We start from the raw sequence: 15,467 nt of genomic DNA on the forward strand, positions 1-15,467 counted from the left end.
GATCCGGTCTACTGCTGACTCGATCCTCTGTTACCCCACCGCTTCGTTTTCCTCGGTACGGGAACGCTGCGGTGATTTTGCTTTGCGCCAGTGGTGTAGGGCGAAAGATAGGCTTCGTGGACGTGCGAAGTGACCGAATTTGAAACCGCACTGGGGTCCGCCCCGCTGCACCACTTATGTGAGCTAAACGGGGATAAAACCGGAATGCCAACGATCCAACAGCTGATCCGCAAACCGCGCCAGCCTAAAATCAAACGTTCGAAATCCATGCACCTGCAAGAATGCCCGCAAAAGCGCGGCGTTTGTACACGTGTTTACACTACCACACCTAAGAAGCCGAACTCGGCCATGCGTAAGGTTGCCAAAGTGCGCCTGACCAACGGTTTCGAAGTCATCAGCTACATCCCGGGTGAATCGCACAACCTGCAAGAACACTCCGTTGTTCTGATCCGCGGCGGCCGTGTAAAAGACCTTCCCGGTGTGCGCTACCACATCCTGCGCGGTGTTCTCGATACGCAAGGCGTTAAAGACCGTAAGCAGCGTCGCTCCAAATATGGTGCAAAGAAGCCAAAGTAATTTGGGTCGGTTTGGGGGCGCGCATCGCAGATACACGATGCCGGATCCCGCCGCCCGCCATGTTTTCCCGTAAGGGAGTGAGCCGAGTAAGACTGAGCGCCGGACGATCGGGGTGCAATATGCACCAGACGCACTGGACCAAACCTGCCTCGGCAACTGACAATTAGGAGCTTTAAATGTCACGTCGTCACGCCGCTGAAAAACGCGAAGTACTGCCAGACGCCAAGTACGGTGATCTGGTTCTCACCAAATTCATGAACAACCTGATGATCGACGGTAAGAAGTCGGTTGCGGAGCGTATCGTTTACAACGCGATGAACCGTGTTGAAGACAAAATCAAACGCGCGCCCATCGAAGTCTTCCACGAAGCGCTGGACAACATCAAGCCGTCCGTCGAAGTGCGTTCGCGCCGCGTTGGTGGTGCCACCTATCAGGTTCCTGTCGAAGTGCGCCCCGAGCGTCGCGAAGCACTGGCGATCCGCTGGTTGATCAAAGCGTCCCGCGCCCGCAACGAGAACACCATGGAAGAGCGCCTTGCCGGTGAGCTTCTGGACGCTGTTCAATCGCGCGGTACTGCTGTTAAGAAGCGCGAAGACACCCACAAGATGGCCGACGCGAACAAAGCGTTCAGCCACTACCGCTGGTAATTCGGGCGGCATAAGCCGTTCCCGTCGCGTCCCACCCCGGGGCGCGATTTATCCGTTTCAGATATATTCGAGGAAGCAGCCCAATGGCACGCGACTATCCGCTCTCACGCTACCGCAATTTCGGCATCATGGCCCACATCGACGCAGGCAAAACAACCTGCTCCGAACGGATCCTGTTTTACACTGGTAAGTCCCACAACATCGGCGAAGTGCACGACGGTGCCGCCACGATGGACTGGATGGAGCAGGAGCAGGAACGCGGTATTACAATTACCTCCGCTGCGACGACAACTTTCTGGCAGCGCCAGGAAGAGCCAACAGCCGACGCGACATCCGACACCAAGTACCGGATGAACATCATCGACACCCCCGGCCACGTTGACTTCACCATCGAAGTTGAACGTTCGCTGGCCGTTCTTGACGGCGCCGTTGCTGTTCTTGACGCCAACGCCGGTGTTGAGCCCCAGACCGAAACCGTTTGGCGCCAAGCGGACCGCTACAAGGTTCCGCGCATCGTTTTCGTCAACAAAATGGACAAAATCGGCGCTGACTTCTTCAACTGCGTGAAGATGATCAAAGACCGTACCGGTGCGACACCTGCGCCGATCCAAATTCCGATCGGTGCCGAAACCGAGCTGGAAGGCATGATCGATCTGGTCACCATGAAAGAATGGGTCTGGGCCGGTGAAGATCTTGGCGCGAGCTGGGAACAACGCGAAATCCGTGCCGAGTTGAAAGACCTGGCCGACGAATGGCGCGCGCATCTGATCGAGACTGCGGTCGAGATGGATGACGAAGCCATGGAAAACTACCTGATGGACGGCGCAGAGCCTGACGTCGACACCCTGCGCGGTCTGATCCGTAAAGGGACACTGGCGATCAAGTTCATCCCCGTACTCTGCGGCTCCGCGTTCAAAAACAAAGGTGTTCAGCCTCTGTTGAACGCTGTTATCGACTATCTGCCATCCCCGATGGACGTTGTTGACTACATGGGCTTCAAACCAGGCGACGAGACAGAGACACGTAACATCCCACGCCGTGCGGATGACGACATGGCCTTCTCCGGTCTGGCGTTCAAAATCATGAACGACCCCTTTGTTGGCTCGCTGACCTTTACCCGCATCTACTCCGGTGTGCTGAACAAGGGCGACACGCTCTTGAACTCCACCAAAGGTAAGAAAGAGCGCGTCGGTCGTATGATGATGATGCACTCCAACGATCGTGAAGAGATTCAAGAAGCGTTCGCGGGCGACATCATCGCGCTGGCAGGTCTGAAAGACACAACAACCGGTGACACGCTTTGCGCCGTCAACGACCCTGTTGTTCTTGAAACAATGACCTTCCCAGATCCGGTTATCGAAATCGCGGTTGAGCCTAAAACCAAGGCTGACCAAGAGAAGATGTCCACCGGTCTGGCGCGTCTGGCTGCAGAAGATCCCTCCTTCCGCGTTGAAACGGATCTGGAATCCGGTCAGACCATCATGAAGGGCATGGGCGAACTTCACCTCGACATTCTGGTGGACCGTCTGCGTCGTGAATTCAAAGTTGAAGCGAACATCGGTGCGCCTCAGGTTGCCTACCGCGAGACCATCTCGCGCGAAGCAGAAATCACCTACACCCACAAGAAACAGTCCGGTGGTTCCGGTCAGTTCGCTGAGGTGAAGATGATCCTGATGCCAACCGAGCCAGGCGAAGGCTATTCCTTCGAAAGCCGCATCGTTGGTGGTGCCGTTCCGAAAGAATACATCCCGGGCGTCGAAAAAGGGATCAACTCGGTCATGGACTCCGGTCCTTTGGCAGGCTTCCCGGTCATCGACTTCAAGGTTGCTCTGATCGACGGTAAATTCCACGACGTTGACTCCAGCGTTCTGGCGTTTGAAATCGCGGCCCGTATGGGTATGCGCGAAGGCATGCGTAAAGCTGGTGCGAAACTGCTCGAACCGATCATGAAAGTCGAAGTTATCACTCCTGAGGACTACACAGGCGGGATCATCGGCGATCTGACATCGCGTCGCGGTCAGGTTCAGGGTCAGGACACACGCGGGAACGCAATCGCGATCGACGCACAGGTGCCGCTGGCCAACATGTTCGGCTACATCAACACGCTGCGTTCGATGTCGTCGGGTCGTGCGAACTTCACCATGCAGTTCTCGCACTACGAACCTGTTCCGCAGAACATCTCTGACGAGATCCAAGCGAAATTCGCGTAACTGGCGCGTTGCAATAACTGGGACGGCGGGGATAACCCCGCCCTACCCAAACCGTAGGGTGGGTGTTCAACCCACCGCCCAATTTGAAAACCAAGGAGGCCACCATGGCTAAGGCAAAGTTTGAACGTAATAAACCACACGTTAACATCGGTACCATTGGTCACGTTGACCACGGCAAAACCACGTTGACCGCGGCGATCACCAAGTACTTCGGCGACTTCCGCGCCTATGACCAGATTGACGGCGCGCCCGAAGAAAAAGCACGCGGCATCACCATCTCGACCGCACACGTTGAGTATGAGACCGAAGGCCGTCACTACGCCCACGTCGACTGCCCAGGCCACGCTGACTATGTGAAAAACATGATCACCGGTGCGGCGCAGATGGACGGCGCGATCCTGGTTGTGAACGCAGCTGATGGCCCCATGCCACAGACCCGCGAGCACATCCTGCTGGGCCGTCAGGTCGGCATTCCCGCCATGGTTGTCTACATGAACAAAGTAGACCAGGTGGACGATGAAGAGCTGCTGGAACTGGTTGAAATGGAAATCCGCGAACTGCTGTCTTCCTACGACTACCCAGGCGACGACATCCCTGTGATCCCAGGTTCCGCTCTGGCGGCGATGGAAGGCCGTGACGAGAACATCGGCGAGAACTCCATCCGCAAGCTGATGGAAGAAGTCGACAACTACATCCCGACACCAGAGCGCGCTGTTGACCAGCCGTTCCTGATGCCTGTGGAAGACGTCTTCTCGATCTCCGGTCGTGGTACAGTTGTGACCGGCCGTGTTGAGCGTGGCGTGATCAACGTTGGCGACGAAATCGAAATCGTTGGCATCCGCGACACCAAGAAAACCACATGTACCGGCGTTGAAATGTTCCGCAAACTGCTGGACCGTGGGGAAGCTGGCGACAACATCGGCGCCCTGCTGCGCGGTATCGACCGTGAAGGCGTTGAGCGTGGTCAGGTTCTGTGTAAGCCAGGTTCGGTCAAGCCGCACACCAAGTTCACAGCCGAAGCCTATATCCTCACCAAGGAAGAGGGTGGCCGTCACACGCCGTTCTTCGCGAACTACCGTCCACAGTTCTACTTCCGGACCACAGACGTCACCGGTACCGTTCAGCTGCCAGAAGGCACTGAAATGGTTATGCCTGGCGACAACCTGCAGTTCGACGTGGAGCTGATCGCCCCCATCGCGATGGAAGACGGTCTGCGCTTCGCGATCCGCGAAGGCGGTCGTACCGTTGGCGCGGGCGTGGTTTCCAAAATCACTGAGTAAGCCAACCCGCGGGTCACCCCGCGCACCGGCAACAAGACGAAGGCCGCTCCCAATCGGGGCGGCCTTTTTCGTGGCTTGGGGGCGGGCGGTGCTGGCTGTGACACTACCGCATTGACCGCTGATTCCGGTCGTACTGGGCGGATTCGAGCGAAACCTCGGTTTCCCCCCTTGCCACATGGCGCGACTCGACCTATAGAGCGCAAGTCTCAGCGGGGTGCGTTTTTACGCGCCCCGTTTGATTTACGACAAAACGCAATGAAGGGCCGTGATGAGGCGTCTCTTCCTCTTCGTTTCTACTCCCAATGAGGGATGATGACATATGGCACAAAGCCAAAATATCCGCATCCGTTTGAAGGCGTTCGATTACCGCGTGCTGGATGCGTCCACACAGGAAATCGTTAACACCGCCAAGCGTACCGGTGCATCTGTTCGCGGCCCAATCCCGCTTCCGAACAAGATCGAAAAATTCACAGTTCTGCGTGGCCCACACGTTGACAAGAAATCCCGTGACCAGTTCGAAATCCGCACGCACAAGCGTCTGCTGGATATCGTTGATCCGACCCCCCAGACCGTGGACGCGCTGATGAAGCTCGACCTGGCCGCTGGTGTGGACGTCGAGATCAAGCTGCAGTCATAAGCGTAGGAGGGTAATAATATGTTGCGCTCAGGCGTTATTGCAAAAAAGATGGGCATGACCCGTTTGTTCATGGAAGACGGCAAGCAGATCCCTGTGACCGTTCTTCAGCTCGACAAACTGCAGGTTGTGGCTCAGCGTACCCCCGAGAAGGACGGCTACACAGCTGTTCAGCTTGGTGCAGGTACAGCCAAGGCCAAGCGGACGTCGCAGGCCATGCGTGGTCACTTTGCTGCGGCAAAGGTTGAACCCAAGCGTAAGGTTGCGGAGTTCCGTGTGGACCCCGAAGCCATGTTGAATGTTGGCGAAGAAATCATCGCCGATCACTACTTTGCTGGTCAGTATGTTGACGTTGCAGGCACCTCCATCGGTAAAGGTTTTGCCGGTGCGATGAAACGCCACAACTTTGGCGGTCTGCGTGCGACACACGGTGTTTCGATCTCTCACCGTTCGCATGGTTCGACAGGTCAGTGTCAGGATCCAGGCAAGGTTTTCAAAGGCAAGAAAATGGCCGGTCACATGGGTGCTGCCCGTGTTACCACGCAGAACCTCGAAGTTGTCAAAACTGACAGCGCACGCGGTCTGATCATGGTCAAAGGCGCCGTACCAGGCTCCAAAGGTGGTTGGGTGACTGTTAAGGACGCGGTGAAAAAGCCGTTCCCAGCAGACGCGATCCTGCCTGCCGCTTTGAAATCCGCCGCTGACGAAGCCGCGAAAGCCGCTGAAGAAGCCGCCGCAGCAGCCGCTGCAGAGGCCGAAGCAGAAGCAGCACGCTTGGCAGAAGAGCAAGCAGCGACCGAAGCTGCCGCACTTGCCGAAGCCGAAGCATCCATTGAGTCGGACAAGAAGGAAGGTGACGAATGAAACTTGATGTCATCAAACTCGACGGCGGCGCAGCCGGTTCGGTAGACTTGGACGAGGCCCTGTTCGGTCTTGAGCCACGCGCCGACATTCTGCACCGTGTTGTCCGCTGGCAGCGTAACAACGCGCAGCAGGGTACGCACAAGGTCAAGACACGGTCCGAGGTCAGCTATTCGACCAAGAAGATCTATCGTCAGAAAGGCACCGGCGGCGCACGCCACGGCGCACGTTCTGCACCGATCTTCCGTTCGGGTGGTATCTACAAGGGGCCAACCCCTCGTAGCCACGGCCACGACCTGACCAAGAAGTTCCGCAAACTGGGTCTGCGCCACGCTTTGTCTTCCAAGGCAAAAACCGGCAACCTGGTCATCATCGACGATGCCACATCCGATGGGAAAACAGCTGCTTTGGCCAAACAGGTTAAGAACCTGGGCTGGAAACGCGCGTTGATCATCGACGGTGCCTCGGTAAATGAGAACTTCTTGCAAGCCGCGCGCAACATCGAAGGTCTGGATATCCTGCCGACGATGGGTGCAAACGTCTATGACATCCTCAAGCGTGACACTCTCGTGATCACCAAAGCGGGGATCGAAGCACTGGAGGCCCGTTTGAAATGAGCGCCAAGCACGAACATTACGATGTGATCCGCAAGCCGATCATCACTGAAAAAGCGACAATGGCTTCCGAGCACAATGCAGTCGTTTTCGAAGTTGCGATCGACAGCAACAAGCCAATGATCAAAGAAGCTGTTGAAGCTCTCTTTGGTGTCAAGGTGAAGGCCGTGAACACGACCATCACCAAAGGCAAGGCAAAGCGTTTCCGCGGCCAGATGGGTCGCCGGAAAGACGTGAAAAAGGCTTACGTTACGCTCGAAGAAGGTAACTCCATCGACGTATCCACCGGTCTGTAAGTCAGCCTGGACGTAAAAGTTAAAGGGCCCCTCGCTGCAAGGCGGGGGGCCTTTTCCGTTTTGAGGGCGGTGGTGCCTGGATGATACCCGCTGCGCATGTCGCGCGGGAACCTGCCGACCTACGGCGCGTTGACCTTGCACATCACGTCAAAGGAATGGCCCCGCTGAATGGTGGCCGGCTTTGCCCGAAGGGATAGTGCCACTATGTCGACCAACTCCGTCCAGTCCACCCGATCAGAGATACTGTCTCATAATGACCCCGACGATTTTGCCTGGGCCGTGCCGATCATGCGGACGGGGTATGCCGGGCGCGGATTGGTTTACCTTGCCGTGGCCGGGCTGTCGCTCTGGTCCGTTGTATCTGGTGGTCAGGCCGAGGGCACCAAGTCGACGCTGCAGTCATTAGACGGCGCGACGGGGTTTGCAGTGATCTTCGCGATCGCCACGGGCATGTTCGCCTATGCGATCTGGCGCGCGGTTGATAGCTTTTGGGACCTTGAGGCATATGGCCGCGGGGCCAAGGGCATCGTTGCGCGGTTCGGGATGCTGGTCACCGGCCTGATCCACGGCGCCATCGGTGCACTGGCTGTGACGGTGCTGGGGGTGGCGTCGTCTGGCTCTAGCAGCAAGGAGCTGCTGAACCAGTTTTTGCAAACGACAGCGGGCGTGTGGGTCGTGGGCGGGATCGGTCTGGCGACGATGGGCACGGGGTTCTACTATTTCTACAAGGCCGCGTCGCAGTCGTATCGCGAGCATTTGGAAGCGAACCACTTTACCCTGCATTGGAACCCGCTATTGCGTGTCGGCGTGGCTGCGCAGGGCGTCGTGGTCCTGATCATCGGTGGGTTGATCGCCTATGCCGCGATAAGTGCCAATGCGTCGAGTGCAGGCGGCATTGATGCGGCGTTTGAGTGGTTGCACCAGCAGGCCTACGGGCGCGTGCTGGTTGGGCTGCTCTGTGCCGGATTGCTGATGTTTTCGCTGTTCTGCTTTGTGAATGCGGTCTACCGTATTGTGCCGAAGGCTGCCGACCCGTCGGTTGAAAGCGTCGCGCGCAAGGTCAAGGCAATGGCGTCCTGACGGGCGCCGCGTAGGCCTACGTCGGGTTTTCGAGACTATTCCCGAACGCTCCCTTGACCCTCGGCTGATCCTCCCCTAAACGACCCCATCGGCAGTGCCCCGGATTCGTCCGGGGCTGTGTCGTTTTGCGCATAGGTGAGTTCTAGCCACGCGCGAGGTTGGGCAAAGGGGTTCTTTGTCTGGCATTTCAAATTGGGGACCTTCGGGGCCCTACAACCATCTCGGCACCATCACGACGGGGCCGGGGACAAGCAAAACGGAAGACAGAGAACATGGCACTCAAGTCGTACAAACCGACGACGCCAGGCCAGCGTGGGCTGGTACTGATCGACCGTTCGGAGCTTTGGAAAGGCCGCCCGGTCAAATCCCTTACACAGGGTTTGACCAAATCTGGCGGTCGGAACAACACCGGACGGATCACAATGCGTCGCACAGGCGGTGGGGCAAAGCGCCTTTACCGTATCGTCGATTTCAAGCGCAACAAGCTGGACATGTCCGCGGTTGTCGCTCGCATCGAATATGACCCTAACCGGACCGCATTCATCGCACTGATCCAGTACGAAGACGGCGAACAGGCTTACATCCTGGCCCCACAGCGTATCGCTGTTGGCGACAAGGTGATTTCCTCGGCCAAGGCCGACATCAAGCCTGGGAACGCTATGCCATTTTCGGGCATGCCAATCGGTACAATCGTTCACAACATCGAAATGAAGCCAGGCAAAGGCGGCCAGATCGCACGCGCCGCCGGTACCTACGCACAGTTCGTAGGCCGTGATGGTGGATACGCTCAGATCCGTTTGTCCTCGGGCGAACTGCGTCTGGTGCGTCAGGAATGCATGGCCACCGTTGGTGCCGTGTCCAACCCTGACAACTCCAACCAGAACTACGGTAAAGCGGGCCGCATGCGTCACAAGGGTATCCGCCCTTCGGTACGTGGTGTTGTTATGAACCCGATCGACCACCCTCACGGTGGTGGTGAAGGCCGTACATCGGGTGGTCGTCACCCTGTTACGCCTTGGGGCAAGCCCACAAAGGGTGCAAAAACCCGCAACAAGAACAAAGCGTCCAGCAAGCTTATCCTACGCTCGCGCCACGCCAAGAAGAAGGGGCGTTAATAGATGTCTCGTTCAGTATGGAAAGGTCCTTTTGTTGACTCTTATGTCCTCAAGAAGGCCGAAGCCTCCCGCGAAAGCGGTCGCAGCGAAGTGATCAAAATCTGGTCGCGCCGTTCCACGATCCTGCCACAGTTTGTTGGCCTGACGTTCGGCGTGTACAACGGTCACAAGCATATCCCAGTAAACGTCAGCGAAGAAATGATCGGTCAGAAGTTTGGTGAGTATTCGCCAACTCGCACCTATTATGGTCACGCAGCTGACAAAAAAGCGAAGCGGAAATAAGCCATGAGCAAGGATAAAAATCCCCGCCGCGTGGCTGACAACGAAGCCCGTGCAAAACTGCGCATGCTTCGCACAAGCCCGCAGAAACTGAACCTCGTCGCCGCGATGATCCGTGGCAAGAAGGTAGACAAGGCCCTGACGGACCTGACCTTCTCGAAAAAGCGGATCGCACAGGACGTGAAGAAATGCCTTCAGTCCGCCATCGCGAACGGTGAAAACAACCACAACCTTGACGTGGATGAACTGGTCGTTGCCGAAGCATATGTCGGCAAGAACCTGATCATGAAGCGTGGTCGTCCACGTGCGCGTGGCCGTTTCGGCAAGATCATCAAGCCGTTTTCGGAAATCACGATTGTCGTGCGTCAAGTTGAGGAGCAAGCCTGATGGGTAACAAAGTAAATCCGATCGGTATGCGTCTTCAGGTCAACCGCACCTGGGACAGCCGCTGGTACGCCGATACGAAGGACTATGGTGATCTTCTGCTCGAAGACCTCGCCATCCGTGACTTCATCAAGAAAGAATGTGCACAGGCCGGTATCGCCCGTGTGATCATCGAACGCCCACACAAGAAGTGCCGCGTCACGATCCACACAGCGCGCCCCGGTGTGATCATCGGCAAGAAAGGTGCAGACATCGAAGGTCTGCGTCAGAAAATCGCCAAGATCACCAAATCTGACCTGCACCTCAACATCGTTGAAGTGCGCAAGCCAGAGCTGGACGCAGCCCTTGTTGGTGAATCCATCGCACAGCAGCTGGAACGCCGGGTCTCTTTCCGTCGCGCCATGAAGCGTGCGGTACAGAACGCCATGCGTATGGGTGCCCTGGGTATCCGTGTGAACGTTGCTGGTCGTCTGGGTGGTGCAGAAATCGCGCGTACCGAATGGTACCGTGAAGGCCGCGTGCCGCTCCACACTCTGCGTGCCGACATCGATTACGCGCATGTTGAAGCGTCGACCGCTTACGGCATCATCGGGATCAAAACCTGGATCTTCAAAGGCGAGATCATGGAACATGACCCGGCTGCGCGTGACCGCAAGGCACAAGAAATGCAAGACGGCCCAGCACCACGCGGTGCCGGCGGTCGTCGCTAAGGGGGAATGAAAGATGCTACAACCAAAGCGTACTAAATTCCGCAAGCAGCACAAAGGCCGTATCAAAGGTGTGGCAAAGGGCGGGTCTGACCTGAACTTTGGCACCTACGGTCTGAAGGCTCTCGAGCCCGAGCGTGTAACTGCACGTCAGATCGAAGCTGCTCGTCGTGCCATGACGCGTCACATGAAGCGTCAAGGCCGTGTCTGGATCCGTATTTTCCCGGATGTTCCTGTCACCGCAAAGCCCATCGAAGTTCGTATGGGTAAAGGTAAAGGTTCCGTGGATCGTTGGGTCTGCAAGGTCAAGCCAGGCCGTGTTATGTTCGAAATCGACGGTGTCGCCGAGGACGTTGCACAAGAAGCTCTGCGTCTAGCCGCGATGAAGCTGCCTATCAAAACCCGCGTCGTTGTACGCGAAGATTGGTAAGACCTTCGCTTCGACACATGTCGGAGGAATGAATAGAAAAGCCCCCGCTGAGACATCAGCGGGGGCTTTTGTTTTTGTCGGTCGGTGCGGGGTTTAGGTAAACAGCTTGGCGCGGCGGCGTGCCAGTTTTTGCCAGACCATCGCGATGACAATCGTCATGCCCACGTGCCCCACGAAGGATGACTGCGTGTAGGTGCCAAAACCCATCATGAAGCTACGCCCCATCAGCGGTGCCAAAATGCCTTGGGCGACAAACCACAAGATGACTCCGGCCAGGGCACCCGCGCCGAAATAGCCGAGCTGTGTAATCCGCTTGGTCAGATAAACCACCGCTGCAAATCCTAACGCGCCAATCAGGAAGTGGACGGCGAAGGCCGCGCCGTAAGTCAGGTCGAGGCCCAAAAACTTTTTGCTTAGCCCGATGACCAGGTTCGCGGGTTCTAGCTTGACGCCGAACAAGACGGGAGAGGCGAGCCATGCGTAGGCCTCGAATGTGAGTTCGCCGACCAGACCGGCAAGGGCAAGGGCGGGCAGGGGGCTTTGGTTTGGGGTATCCACGTGGGGCTTCCTTATGTGCGCATCGTTTACGGTAACGGGGTCGAGATGGCACCGGGACACATGCAATCCTAGTCACAAGCTGCTGAACCCGCGGTGACGTGATCCAGCCCGCGATTTTTGAAACATTAATGCATGATGAATAAGCGGCGGCAGGGTCTAGCCAGCGCAAGGCGTGGCGCATAGGCTCGGGCTAACCTGCCTATAGGAGCTGACATGAAGCATGTGCCCAAGCCCACCACCGACGAAGACCTGATCAAAGCGTTTCTTGAGAAGGGGGGGACGATCAAAAAGGGCAAGACCAAGCCGATGCCGGATGATCTGGGGCTTAGCAATAATCTGTGGGGCAATAAGCTGACCAAAGAGGAAAAGGCCGCGATCAAAGAGCAAGAGGCGGCGCGCAAGGCAACGCCGCCCAAACGTGGTTAACCCCAGGCGTAGTTGAACGAGACCGAGATGCGATCGTCTTCGGACATGTTCATCGGCACTTCGTGCCGCAGCCAGCTTTCCCAAAGCAGCACGTCACCGACGACAGGTTCTGCATAGACGAACTGGCGCAGCTCCCGCGGGGCATCTTTCTTGCGACCGGGGGCAGCCATCATCATCGGCAGCCGCGGATCTTCAAGCTTAAGCGCGCTCGTGCCTTCGGGCATCGCCACATAGGTCGTGCCGGAGATCACAGAATGGGGATGGATATGCGCCGTATGGATACCGCCTTCGGGTAGGATGTTAATCCAGAGGTCTTCAAGTTTGAGCTTGCGCCCGTCCAGATCAAACGCCAGTTCCTTTGCAAAAGCCTTGACGTGTTTATCCAGCGCTTTCTTCACCGTCTTGAAGATCGGGAACCGCCACGGAAGATCGGTGAGCGACGCATAGCTGGTGTAGCCTGGGAAATCATGTTCCTCGCACCATTCCTGCCCGGCCTCGTCATCCTCGGCGATGGACAGGCACGCGGCCTCCAGCTCGGCCGGATCAACGGGTTGACCGTGCTCGGACAGGGCGGCGCGGTAAAGACGGGTGACGAAAAGGGATTCTATCTGTGACATAGGGCCGTTCTATATCAGCCCGTTCTGGGTGGCGATACGGTTTTATAGAAAGCTTGCTTGCCAAACAGGGGTAGGGCCTGTAGAGGAACCTTTCACATGAACTCCACCAGAATCATGGTCACCCATAAGGGGCCTACTGGTGATGTCGAAAGGAAGAGGCGATGAACGCCAAAGAACTGCACGACAAGACGCCGGATCAACTCCGCGATGAGCTTGTTAACCTGAAAAAAGAATCCTTCAACCTGCGTTTCCAGCAAGCCACAGGCCAGCTGGAAAACTCCGCACGTTTGAAGACCGTTAAGCGTGACGTCGCACGTGTCAAAACCGTTCTGAACCAGAAAGCCGCTGCCGCGGCATCTGCTGAATAATAGGAGCCTGAGAGTATGCCCAAACGTATCCTGACAGGCACCGTGACAAGCGATGCCAACGCACAGACAGTAACCGTTTCCGTAGAGCGTCGCTTTACGCACCCGGTTCTGAAGAAAACCATCCGTAAGTCCAAAAAATACCGGGCGCACGATGAGAACAACACATTCAAAGTGGGCGACGCTGTTCGCATCATCGAATGTGCACCAAAGTCGAAAACCAAACGTTGGGAAGTGCTGCAAGCCGCTGAGGCTTAAGGTGCTGCTCGCTCGGGCCTGAGGTCCTTGTTTCCCTTGACTCTGAGGGCGGCAAGGCCCAAAGGCACGAGCGAGATGCCCATTTCGGGCGGACCAATATAATCGAAACCCTGGGGTTAGGGCACGCATCGCCCCCCAGAAGGTCGGGAGAAACCAAATGATCCAGATGCAGACCAACCTGGATGTTGCTGACAACAGCGGCGCGCGCCGTGTTCAGTGCATCAAGGTATTGGGTGGTTCCAAGCGTAAATACGCATCCGTCGGCGACATCATTGTCGTGTCGGTCAAGGAAGCCATCCCTCGCGGTCGTGTGAAAAAAGGTGACGTGCGTAAAGCCGTCGTCGTTCGCACTGCCAAGGAAGTTCGTCGTGAAGATGGCACAGCCATCCGTTTCGATCGTAACGCCGCCGTCATCCTGAACAACTCGAATGAACCTGTAGGTACACGTATCTTCGGGCCAGTTGTTCGTGAGCTGCGCGCCAAAAACTTCATGAAGATTATCTCGCTTGCGCCGGAGGTGCTGTAATGGCTGCTAAACTTCGCAAAGGTGACAAAGTCATCGTGCTTGCTGGCAAGGACAAGGGCAAGACGGGTTCCATCTCGTCCGTTGACCCAAAGGCCAACAAAGCAATCGTAGATGGTATCAACATGGCAATCCGCGCCACGCGTCAGTCCCAGACGTCGCAAGGCGGCCGTATTCCCAAAGCGATGCCCATCGACCTGAGCAACCTGGCGCTGGTTGATGCCAACGGCAAAGCAACCCGCGTTGGCTTTAAAATCGAAGGCGACAAGAAAGTGCGCTTTGCAAAAACCACGGGGGACGTGATCGATGCTTGATAACGCAACATACACACCCCGCCTGAAGGGCGAATACGCGGACAAAATCCGCGCTGCTCTGAAGGAAGAGTTCGGCTACAAGAACGAAATGCAGATCCCGCGTCTGGATAAGATCGTTCTGAACATCGGCTGTGGTGCAGAAGCTGTTCGTGACAGCAAGAAAGCCAAATCCGCACAGGAAGACCTGACAACAATCGCCGGCCAAAAAGCGCTGACAACTGTTGCCAAGAAATCCATCGCTGGTTTCCGCGTACGTGAAGACATGCCTTTGGGTGCGAAAGTGACCCTGCGTGGCGAGCGTATGTACGAATTCCTGGATCGTCTGATCACGATCGCAATGCCTCGTATCCGCGACTTCCGCGGCATCAACGGCAACAGCTTTGACGGCCGTGGCAACTACGCCATGGGCTTGAAAGAGCACATCGTGTTCCCCGAAATCGACTTTGATAAAGTTGATGAGACTTGGGGAATGGACATCGTGATCGCCACCACGGCGAAAACCGACGCTGAAGCGAAGGCACTGTTGAAAGCGTTCAACATGCCCTTCACATCGTAAGCGCGGGGAGGATTTAGATATGGCTAAGAAATCCATGATCGAGCGCGAAAAGAAGCGCGAAGCACTGGTCAAGAAGTACGCTGCCAAGCGCGCTGCCTTGAAAGAGATCGTAAGCGACGAATCCAAGCCGATGGAAGAGCGTTTCCGCGCCTCCCTGAAGCTGGCAAAACTGCCTCGCAACTCCAGCGCTGTGCGTCTGCACAACCGCTGCCAGCTGACAGGCCGTCCACACGCTTACTACCGTAAACTGAAAATTTCGCGGATCGCGCTGCGGGACCTTGGCTCTTCGGGCCAAATCCCCGGCATGGTCAAGTCGAGCTGGTAAGGAGCGCATCAGATGAACGATCCTATCGCAGATATGCTGACACGCATCCGTAACTCTTCGCTGCGCGGCAAATCCACTGTCATGACACCTGCTTCCAAGCTGCGTGCATGGGTTCTGGACGTGCTTGCAGACGAAGGCTACATCCGTGGCTACGAAGCAAAAACGGGCGCCGATGGCCACCCCGCGATTGAAATCAGCCTCAAGTACTACGAGGGCGAACCTGTTATTCGCGAGCTGAAGCGGGTTTCCAAGCCCGGTCGCCGCGTCTACATGGGCGTCAATGACATTCCCGTTGTCCGTCAGGGCCTTGGTGTGTCGATTGTCTCCACCCCCAAGGGTGTGATGTCGGATCAGAATGCACGCAGCCAGAATGTTGGCGGCGAAGTGCTCTGCACCGTATTCTAAGGAGAGC

General features: G+C 56.7%; 24 protein-coding genes. 22 read left to right on the plus strand and 2 right to left on the minus strand.

The genetic code is table 11. The features are described from left to right. Positions 1-204 precede the first annotated feature (204 nt). The 14 genes from rpsL to rplP all read left to right on the plus strand — a co-directional run bounded on the left by rpsL (position 205) and on the right by rplP (position 11,113). On the plus strand, positions 205-576 hold the full coding sequence (gene rpsL, locus IV89_RS04385; RefSeq protein ID WP_005849863.1) for a 30S ribosomal protein S12: 372 nt from the start codon (positions 205-207) through the stop codon (positions 574-576). A 176-nt stretch (positions 577-752) separates the two neighbouring features. Beyond that, positions 753-1,223 carry a 30S ribosomal protein S7 gene (gene rpsG, locus IV89_RS04390; protein ID WP_005849857.1) on the plus strand — a complete coding sequence of 157 codons (471 nt, stop codon included), beginning with the start codon at positions 753-755 and terminating at the stop codon, positions 1,221-1,223. An 83-nt stretch (positions 1,224-1,306) separates the two neighbouring features. After that, complete coding sequence (gene fusA / locus IV89_RS04395) at positions 1,307-3,433, plus strand: elongation factor G (RefSeq protein WP_037941636.1); 2,127 nt, start codon at positions 1,307-1,309, stop codon at positions 3,431-3,433. Positions 3,434-3,537: 104 nt separating this feature from the next. Beyond that, positions 3,538-4,713, plus strand: coding sequence for an elongation factor Tu (gene tuf, locus IV89_RS04400; protein ID WP_005849852.1), 1,176 nt, complete (start codon positions 3,538-3,540; stop codon positions 4,711-4,713). A 319-nt stretch (positions 4,714-5,032) separates the two neighbouring features. After that, on the plus strand, positions 5,033-5,350 hold the full coding sequence (rpsJ, locus tag IV89_RS04405; RefSeq protein ID WP_005849850.1) for a 30S ribosomal protein S10: 318 nt from the start codon (positions 5,033-5,035) through the stop codon (positions 5,348-5,350). Positions 5,351-5,368: 18 nt separating this feature from the next. Next, positions 5,369-6,211, plus strand: a complete 843-nt coding sequence (gene rplC, locus IV89_RS04410) for a 50S ribosomal protein L3 (RefSeq protein ID WP_005849843.1) — start codon at positions 5,369-5,371, stop codon at positions 6,209-6,211. Further along, positions 6,208-6,825: a 50S ribosomal protein L4 gene (gene rplD, locus IV89_RS04415; RefSeq protein WP_009825301.1), complete on the plus strand. Its 618-nt coding sequence runs from the start codon at positions 6,208-6,210 to the stop codon at positions 6,823-6,825. The genes rplC and rplD overlap by 4 nt, the downstream gene beginning before the upstream one ends. After that, the gene (locus tag IV89_RS04420) at positions 6,822-7,118 is read left to right on the plus strand and encodes a 50S ribosomal protein L23 (protein WP_005849839.1); all 297 of its coding nucleotides are present in this window, start codon (positions 6,822-6,824) and stop codon (positions 7,116-7,118) included. The genes rplD and IV89_RS04420 overlap by 4 nt, the downstream gene beginning before the upstream one ends. A gap of 204 nt (positions 7,119-7,322) precedes the next feature. After that, positions 7,323-8,198: a DUF1206 domain-containing protein gene (locus tag IV89_RS04425; RefSeq protein WP_037944872.1), complete on the plus strand. Its 876-nt coding sequence runs from the start codon at positions 7,323-7,325 to the stop codon at positions 8,196-8,198. Positions 8,199-8,470: 272 nt separating this feature from the next. Continuing rightward, positions 8,471-9,313 (plus strand): 50S ribosomal protein L2, encoded by an 843-nt coding sequence (rplB, locus tag IV89_RS04430; protein ID WP_005849835.1) that lies wholly within the window; start codon positions 8,471-8,473, stop codon positions 9,311-9,313. A gap of 3 nt (positions 9,314-9,316) precedes the next feature. Beyond that, entirely contained in the window at positions 9,317-9,595 is a 279-nt protein-coding gene (gene rpsS / locus IV89_RS04435; protein WP_005849833.1) for a 30S ribosomal protein S19, read from the plus strand. Positions 9,596-9,598: 3 nt separating this feature from the next. Beyond that, on the plus strand, positions 9,599-9,979 hold the full coding sequence (gene rplV / locus IV89_RS04440; protein ID WP_005849831.1) for a 50S ribosomal protein L22: 381 nt from the start codon (positions 9,599-9,601) through the stop codon (positions 9,977-9,979). Beyond that, a complete protein-coding gene (gene rpsC, locus IV89_RS04445) occupies positions 9,979-10,686 on the plus strand; it encodes a 30S ribosomal protein S3 (RefSeq protein WP_005849830.1) in 708 nt (235 codons plus the stop codon). Before rplV ends, rpsC begins: the two co-directional genes overlap by 1 nt. Before the next feature lie 13 nt (positions 10,687-10,699). After that, positions 10,700-11,113 (plus strand): 50S ribosomal protein L16, encoded by a 414-nt coding sequence (rplP, locus tag IV89_RS04450; RefSeq protein ID WP_005849828.1) that lies wholly within the window; start codon positions 10,700-10,702, stop codon positions 11,111-11,113. Positions 11,114-11,206: 93 nt separating this feature from the next. On the opposite strand, the gene IV89_RS04455 is transcribed toward rplP, so the two are convergent. Further along, the gene (locus IV89_RS04455) at positions 11,207-11,671 is read right to left on the minus strand and encodes a hypothetical protein (RefSeq protein WP_037944870.1); all 465 of its coding nucleotides are present in this window, start codon (positions 11,669-11,671) and stop codon (positions 11,207-11,209) included. Positions 11,672-11,884: 213 nt separating this feature from the next. Between IV89_RS04455 and IV89_RS04460 the strand changes: the two genes are divergently transcribed. Next, on the plus strand, positions 11,885-12,097 hold the full coding sequence (locus tag IV89_RS04460; protein ID WP_037944868.1) for a hypothetical protein: 213 nt from the start codon (positions 11,885-11,887) through the stop codon (positions 12,095-12,097). On the opposite strand, the gene IV89_RS04465 is transcribed toward IV89_RS04460, so the two are convergent. Beyond that, positions 12,094-12,714, minus strand: a complete 621-nt coding sequence (locus IV89_RS04465) for a TIGR02466 family protein (protein ID WP_009825297.1) — start codon at positions 12,712-12,714, stop codon at positions 12,094-12,096. The two genes, IV89_RS04460 and IV89_RS04465, sit on opposite strands and share 4 nt — an antisense overlap. Before the next feature lie 161 nt (positions 12,715-12,875). Here IV89_RS04465 and rpmC point away from each other — a divergent pair, with 161 nt between their 5' ends. The 7 genes from rpmC to rpsH all read left to right on the plus strand — a co-directional run bounded on the left by rpmC (position 12,876) and on the right by rpsH (position 15,460). Beyond that, complete coding sequence (gene rpmC / locus IV89_RS04470) at positions 12,876-13,082, plus strand: 50S ribosomal protein L29 (protein ID WP_005849818.1); 207 nt, start codon at positions 12,876-12,878, stop codon at positions 13,080-13,082. A gap of 15 nt (positions 13,083-13,097) precedes the next feature. Next, a complete protein-coding gene (rpsQ, locus tag IV89_RS04475; protein WP_005849816.1) occupies positions 13,098-13,337 on the plus strand; it encodes a 30S ribosomal protein S17 in 240 nt (79 codons plus the stop codon). A gap of 157 nt (positions 13,338-13,494) precedes the next feature. Continuing rightward, complete coding sequence (rplN, locus tag IV89_RS04480) at positions 13,495-13,863, plus strand: 50S ribosomal protein L14 (protein WP_005849814.1); 369 nt, start codon at positions 13,495-13,497, stop codon at positions 13,861-13,863. Then, positions 13,863-14,174 (plus strand): 50S ribosomal protein L24, encoded by a 312-nt coding sequence (gene rplX / locus IV89_RS04485; protein ID WP_005849812.1) that lies wholly within the window; start codon positions 13,863-13,865, stop codon positions 14,172-14,174. Before rplN ends, rplX begins: the two co-directional genes overlap by 1 nt. Further along, positions 14,167-14,730: a 50S ribosomal protein L5 gene (gene rplE, locus IV89_RS04490; protein ID WP_005849810.1), complete on the plus strand. Its 564-nt coding sequence runs from the start codon at positions 14,167-14,169 to the stop codon at positions 14,728-14,730. The genes rplX and rplE overlap by 8 nt, the downstream gene beginning before the upstream one ends. A 19-nt stretch (positions 14,731-14,749) precedes the next feature. After that, entirely contained in the window at positions 14,750-15,055 is a 306-nt protein-coding gene (gene rpsN, locus IV89_RS04495; RefSeq protein ID WP_005849808.1) for a 30S ribosomal protein S14, read from the plus strand. A 12-nt stretch (positions 15,056-15,067) separates the two neighbouring features. After that, positions 15,068-15,460, plus strand: a complete 393-nt coding sequence (gene rpsH / locus IV89_RS04500) for a 30S ribosomal protein S8 (protein WP_005849806.1) — start codon at positions 15,068-15,070, stop codon at positions 15,458-15,460. The last annotated feature ends 7 nt before the right edge of the window (positions 15,461-15,467 follow it).

Origin of the sequence: Sulfitobacter sp. CB2047 (assembly GCF_000735125.2) — a bacterium.
Lineage (GTDB): Bacteria > Pseudomonadota > Alphaproteobacteria > Rhodobacterales > Rhodobacteraceae > Sulfitobacter > Sulfitobacter pontiacus.

Bases quoted from the DNA above. Each gene is read 5' to 3' on its own strand.
- IV89_RS04425 (WP_037944872.1), top strand. From the start codon at position 7,323: ATGTCGACCAACTCCGTCCAGTCCACCCGATCAGAGATACTGTCTCAT.
- rpsN (WP_005849808.1), top strand. From the start codon at position 14,750: ATGGCTAAGAAATCCATGATCGAGCGCGAAAAGAAGCGCGAAGCACTG.
- rplE (WP_005849810.1), top strand. From the start codon at position 14,167: ATGCTTGATAACGCAACATACACACCCCGCCTGAAGGGCGAATACGCG.
- rplN (WP_005849814.1), top strand. From the start codon at position 13,495: ATGATCCAGATGCAGACCAACCTGGATGTTGCTGACAACAGCGGCGCG.
- IV89_RS04460 (WP_037944868.1), top strand. From the start codon at position 11,885: ATGAAGCATGTGCCCAAGCCCACCACCGACGAAGACCTGATCAAAGCG.
- rplD (WP_009825301.1), top strand. From the start codon at position 6,208: ATGAAACTTGATGTCATCAAACTCGACGGCGGCGCAGCCGGTTCGGTA.
- rpsS (WP_005849833.1), top strand. From the start codon at position 9,317: ATGTCTCGTTCAGTATGGAAAGGTCCTTTTGTTGACTCTTATGTCCTC.
- rplV (WP_005849831.1), top strand. From the start codon at position 9,599: ATGAGCAAGGATAAAAATCCCCGCCGCGTGGCTGACAACGAAGCCCGT.
- rplX (WP_005849812.1), top strand. From the start codon at position 13,863: ATGGCTGCTAAACTTCGCAAAGGTGACAAAGTCATCGTGCTTGCTGGC.
- IV89_RS04420 (WP_005849839.1), top strand. From the start codon at position 6,822: ATGAGCGCCAAGCACGAACATTACGATGTGATCCGCAAGCCGATCATC.
- rpmC (WP_005849818.1), top strand. From the start codon at position 12,876: ATGAACGCCAAAGAACTGCACGACAAGACGCCGGATCAACTCCGCGAT.
- rplC (WP_005849843.1), top strand. From the start codon at position 5,369: ATGTTGCGCTCAGGCGTTATTGCAAAAAAGATGGGCATGACCCGTTTG.
- rpsQ (WP_005849816.1), top strand. From the start codon at position 13,098: ATGCCCAAACGTATCCTGACAGGCACCGTGACAAGCGATGCCAACGCA.
- rpsC (WP_005849830.1), top strand. From the start codon at position 9,979: ATGGGTAACAAAGTAAATCCGATCGGTATGCGTCTTCAGGTCAACCGC.
- rplP (WP_005849828.1), top strand. From the start codon at position 10,700: ATGCTACAACCAAAGCGTACTAAATTCCGCAAGCAGCACAAAGGCCGT.
- IV89_RS04465 (WP_009825297.1), bottom strand. From the start codon at position 12,714: ATGTCACAGATAGAATCCCTTTTCGTCACCCGTCTTTACCGCGCCGCC.
- rpsH (WP_005849806.1), top strand. From the start codon at position 15,068: ATGAACGATCCTATCGCAGATATGCTGACACGCATCCGTAACTCTTCG.
- rpsL (WP_005849863.1), top strand. From the start codon at position 205: ATGCCAACGATCCAACAGCTGATCCGCAAACCGCGCCAGCCTAAAATC.
- fusA (WP_037941636.1), top strand. From the start codon at position 1,307: ATGGCACGCGACTATCCGCTCTCACGCTACCGCAATTTCGGCATCATG.
- rplB (WP_005849835.1), top strand. From the start codon at position 8,471: ATGGCACTCAAGTCGTACAAACCGACGACGCCAGGCCAGCGTGGGCTG.
- rpsJ (WP_005849850.1), top strand. From the start codon at position 5,033: ATGGCACAAAGCCAAAATATCCGCATCCGTTTGAAGGCGTTCGATTAC.
- rpsG (WP_005849857.1), top strand. From the start codon at position 753: ATGTCACGTCGTCACGCCGCTGAAAAACGCGAAGTACTGCCAGACGCC.
- tuf (WP_005849852.1), top strand. From the start codon at position 3,538: ATGGCTAAGGCAAAGTTTGAACGTAATAAACCACACGTTAACATCGGT.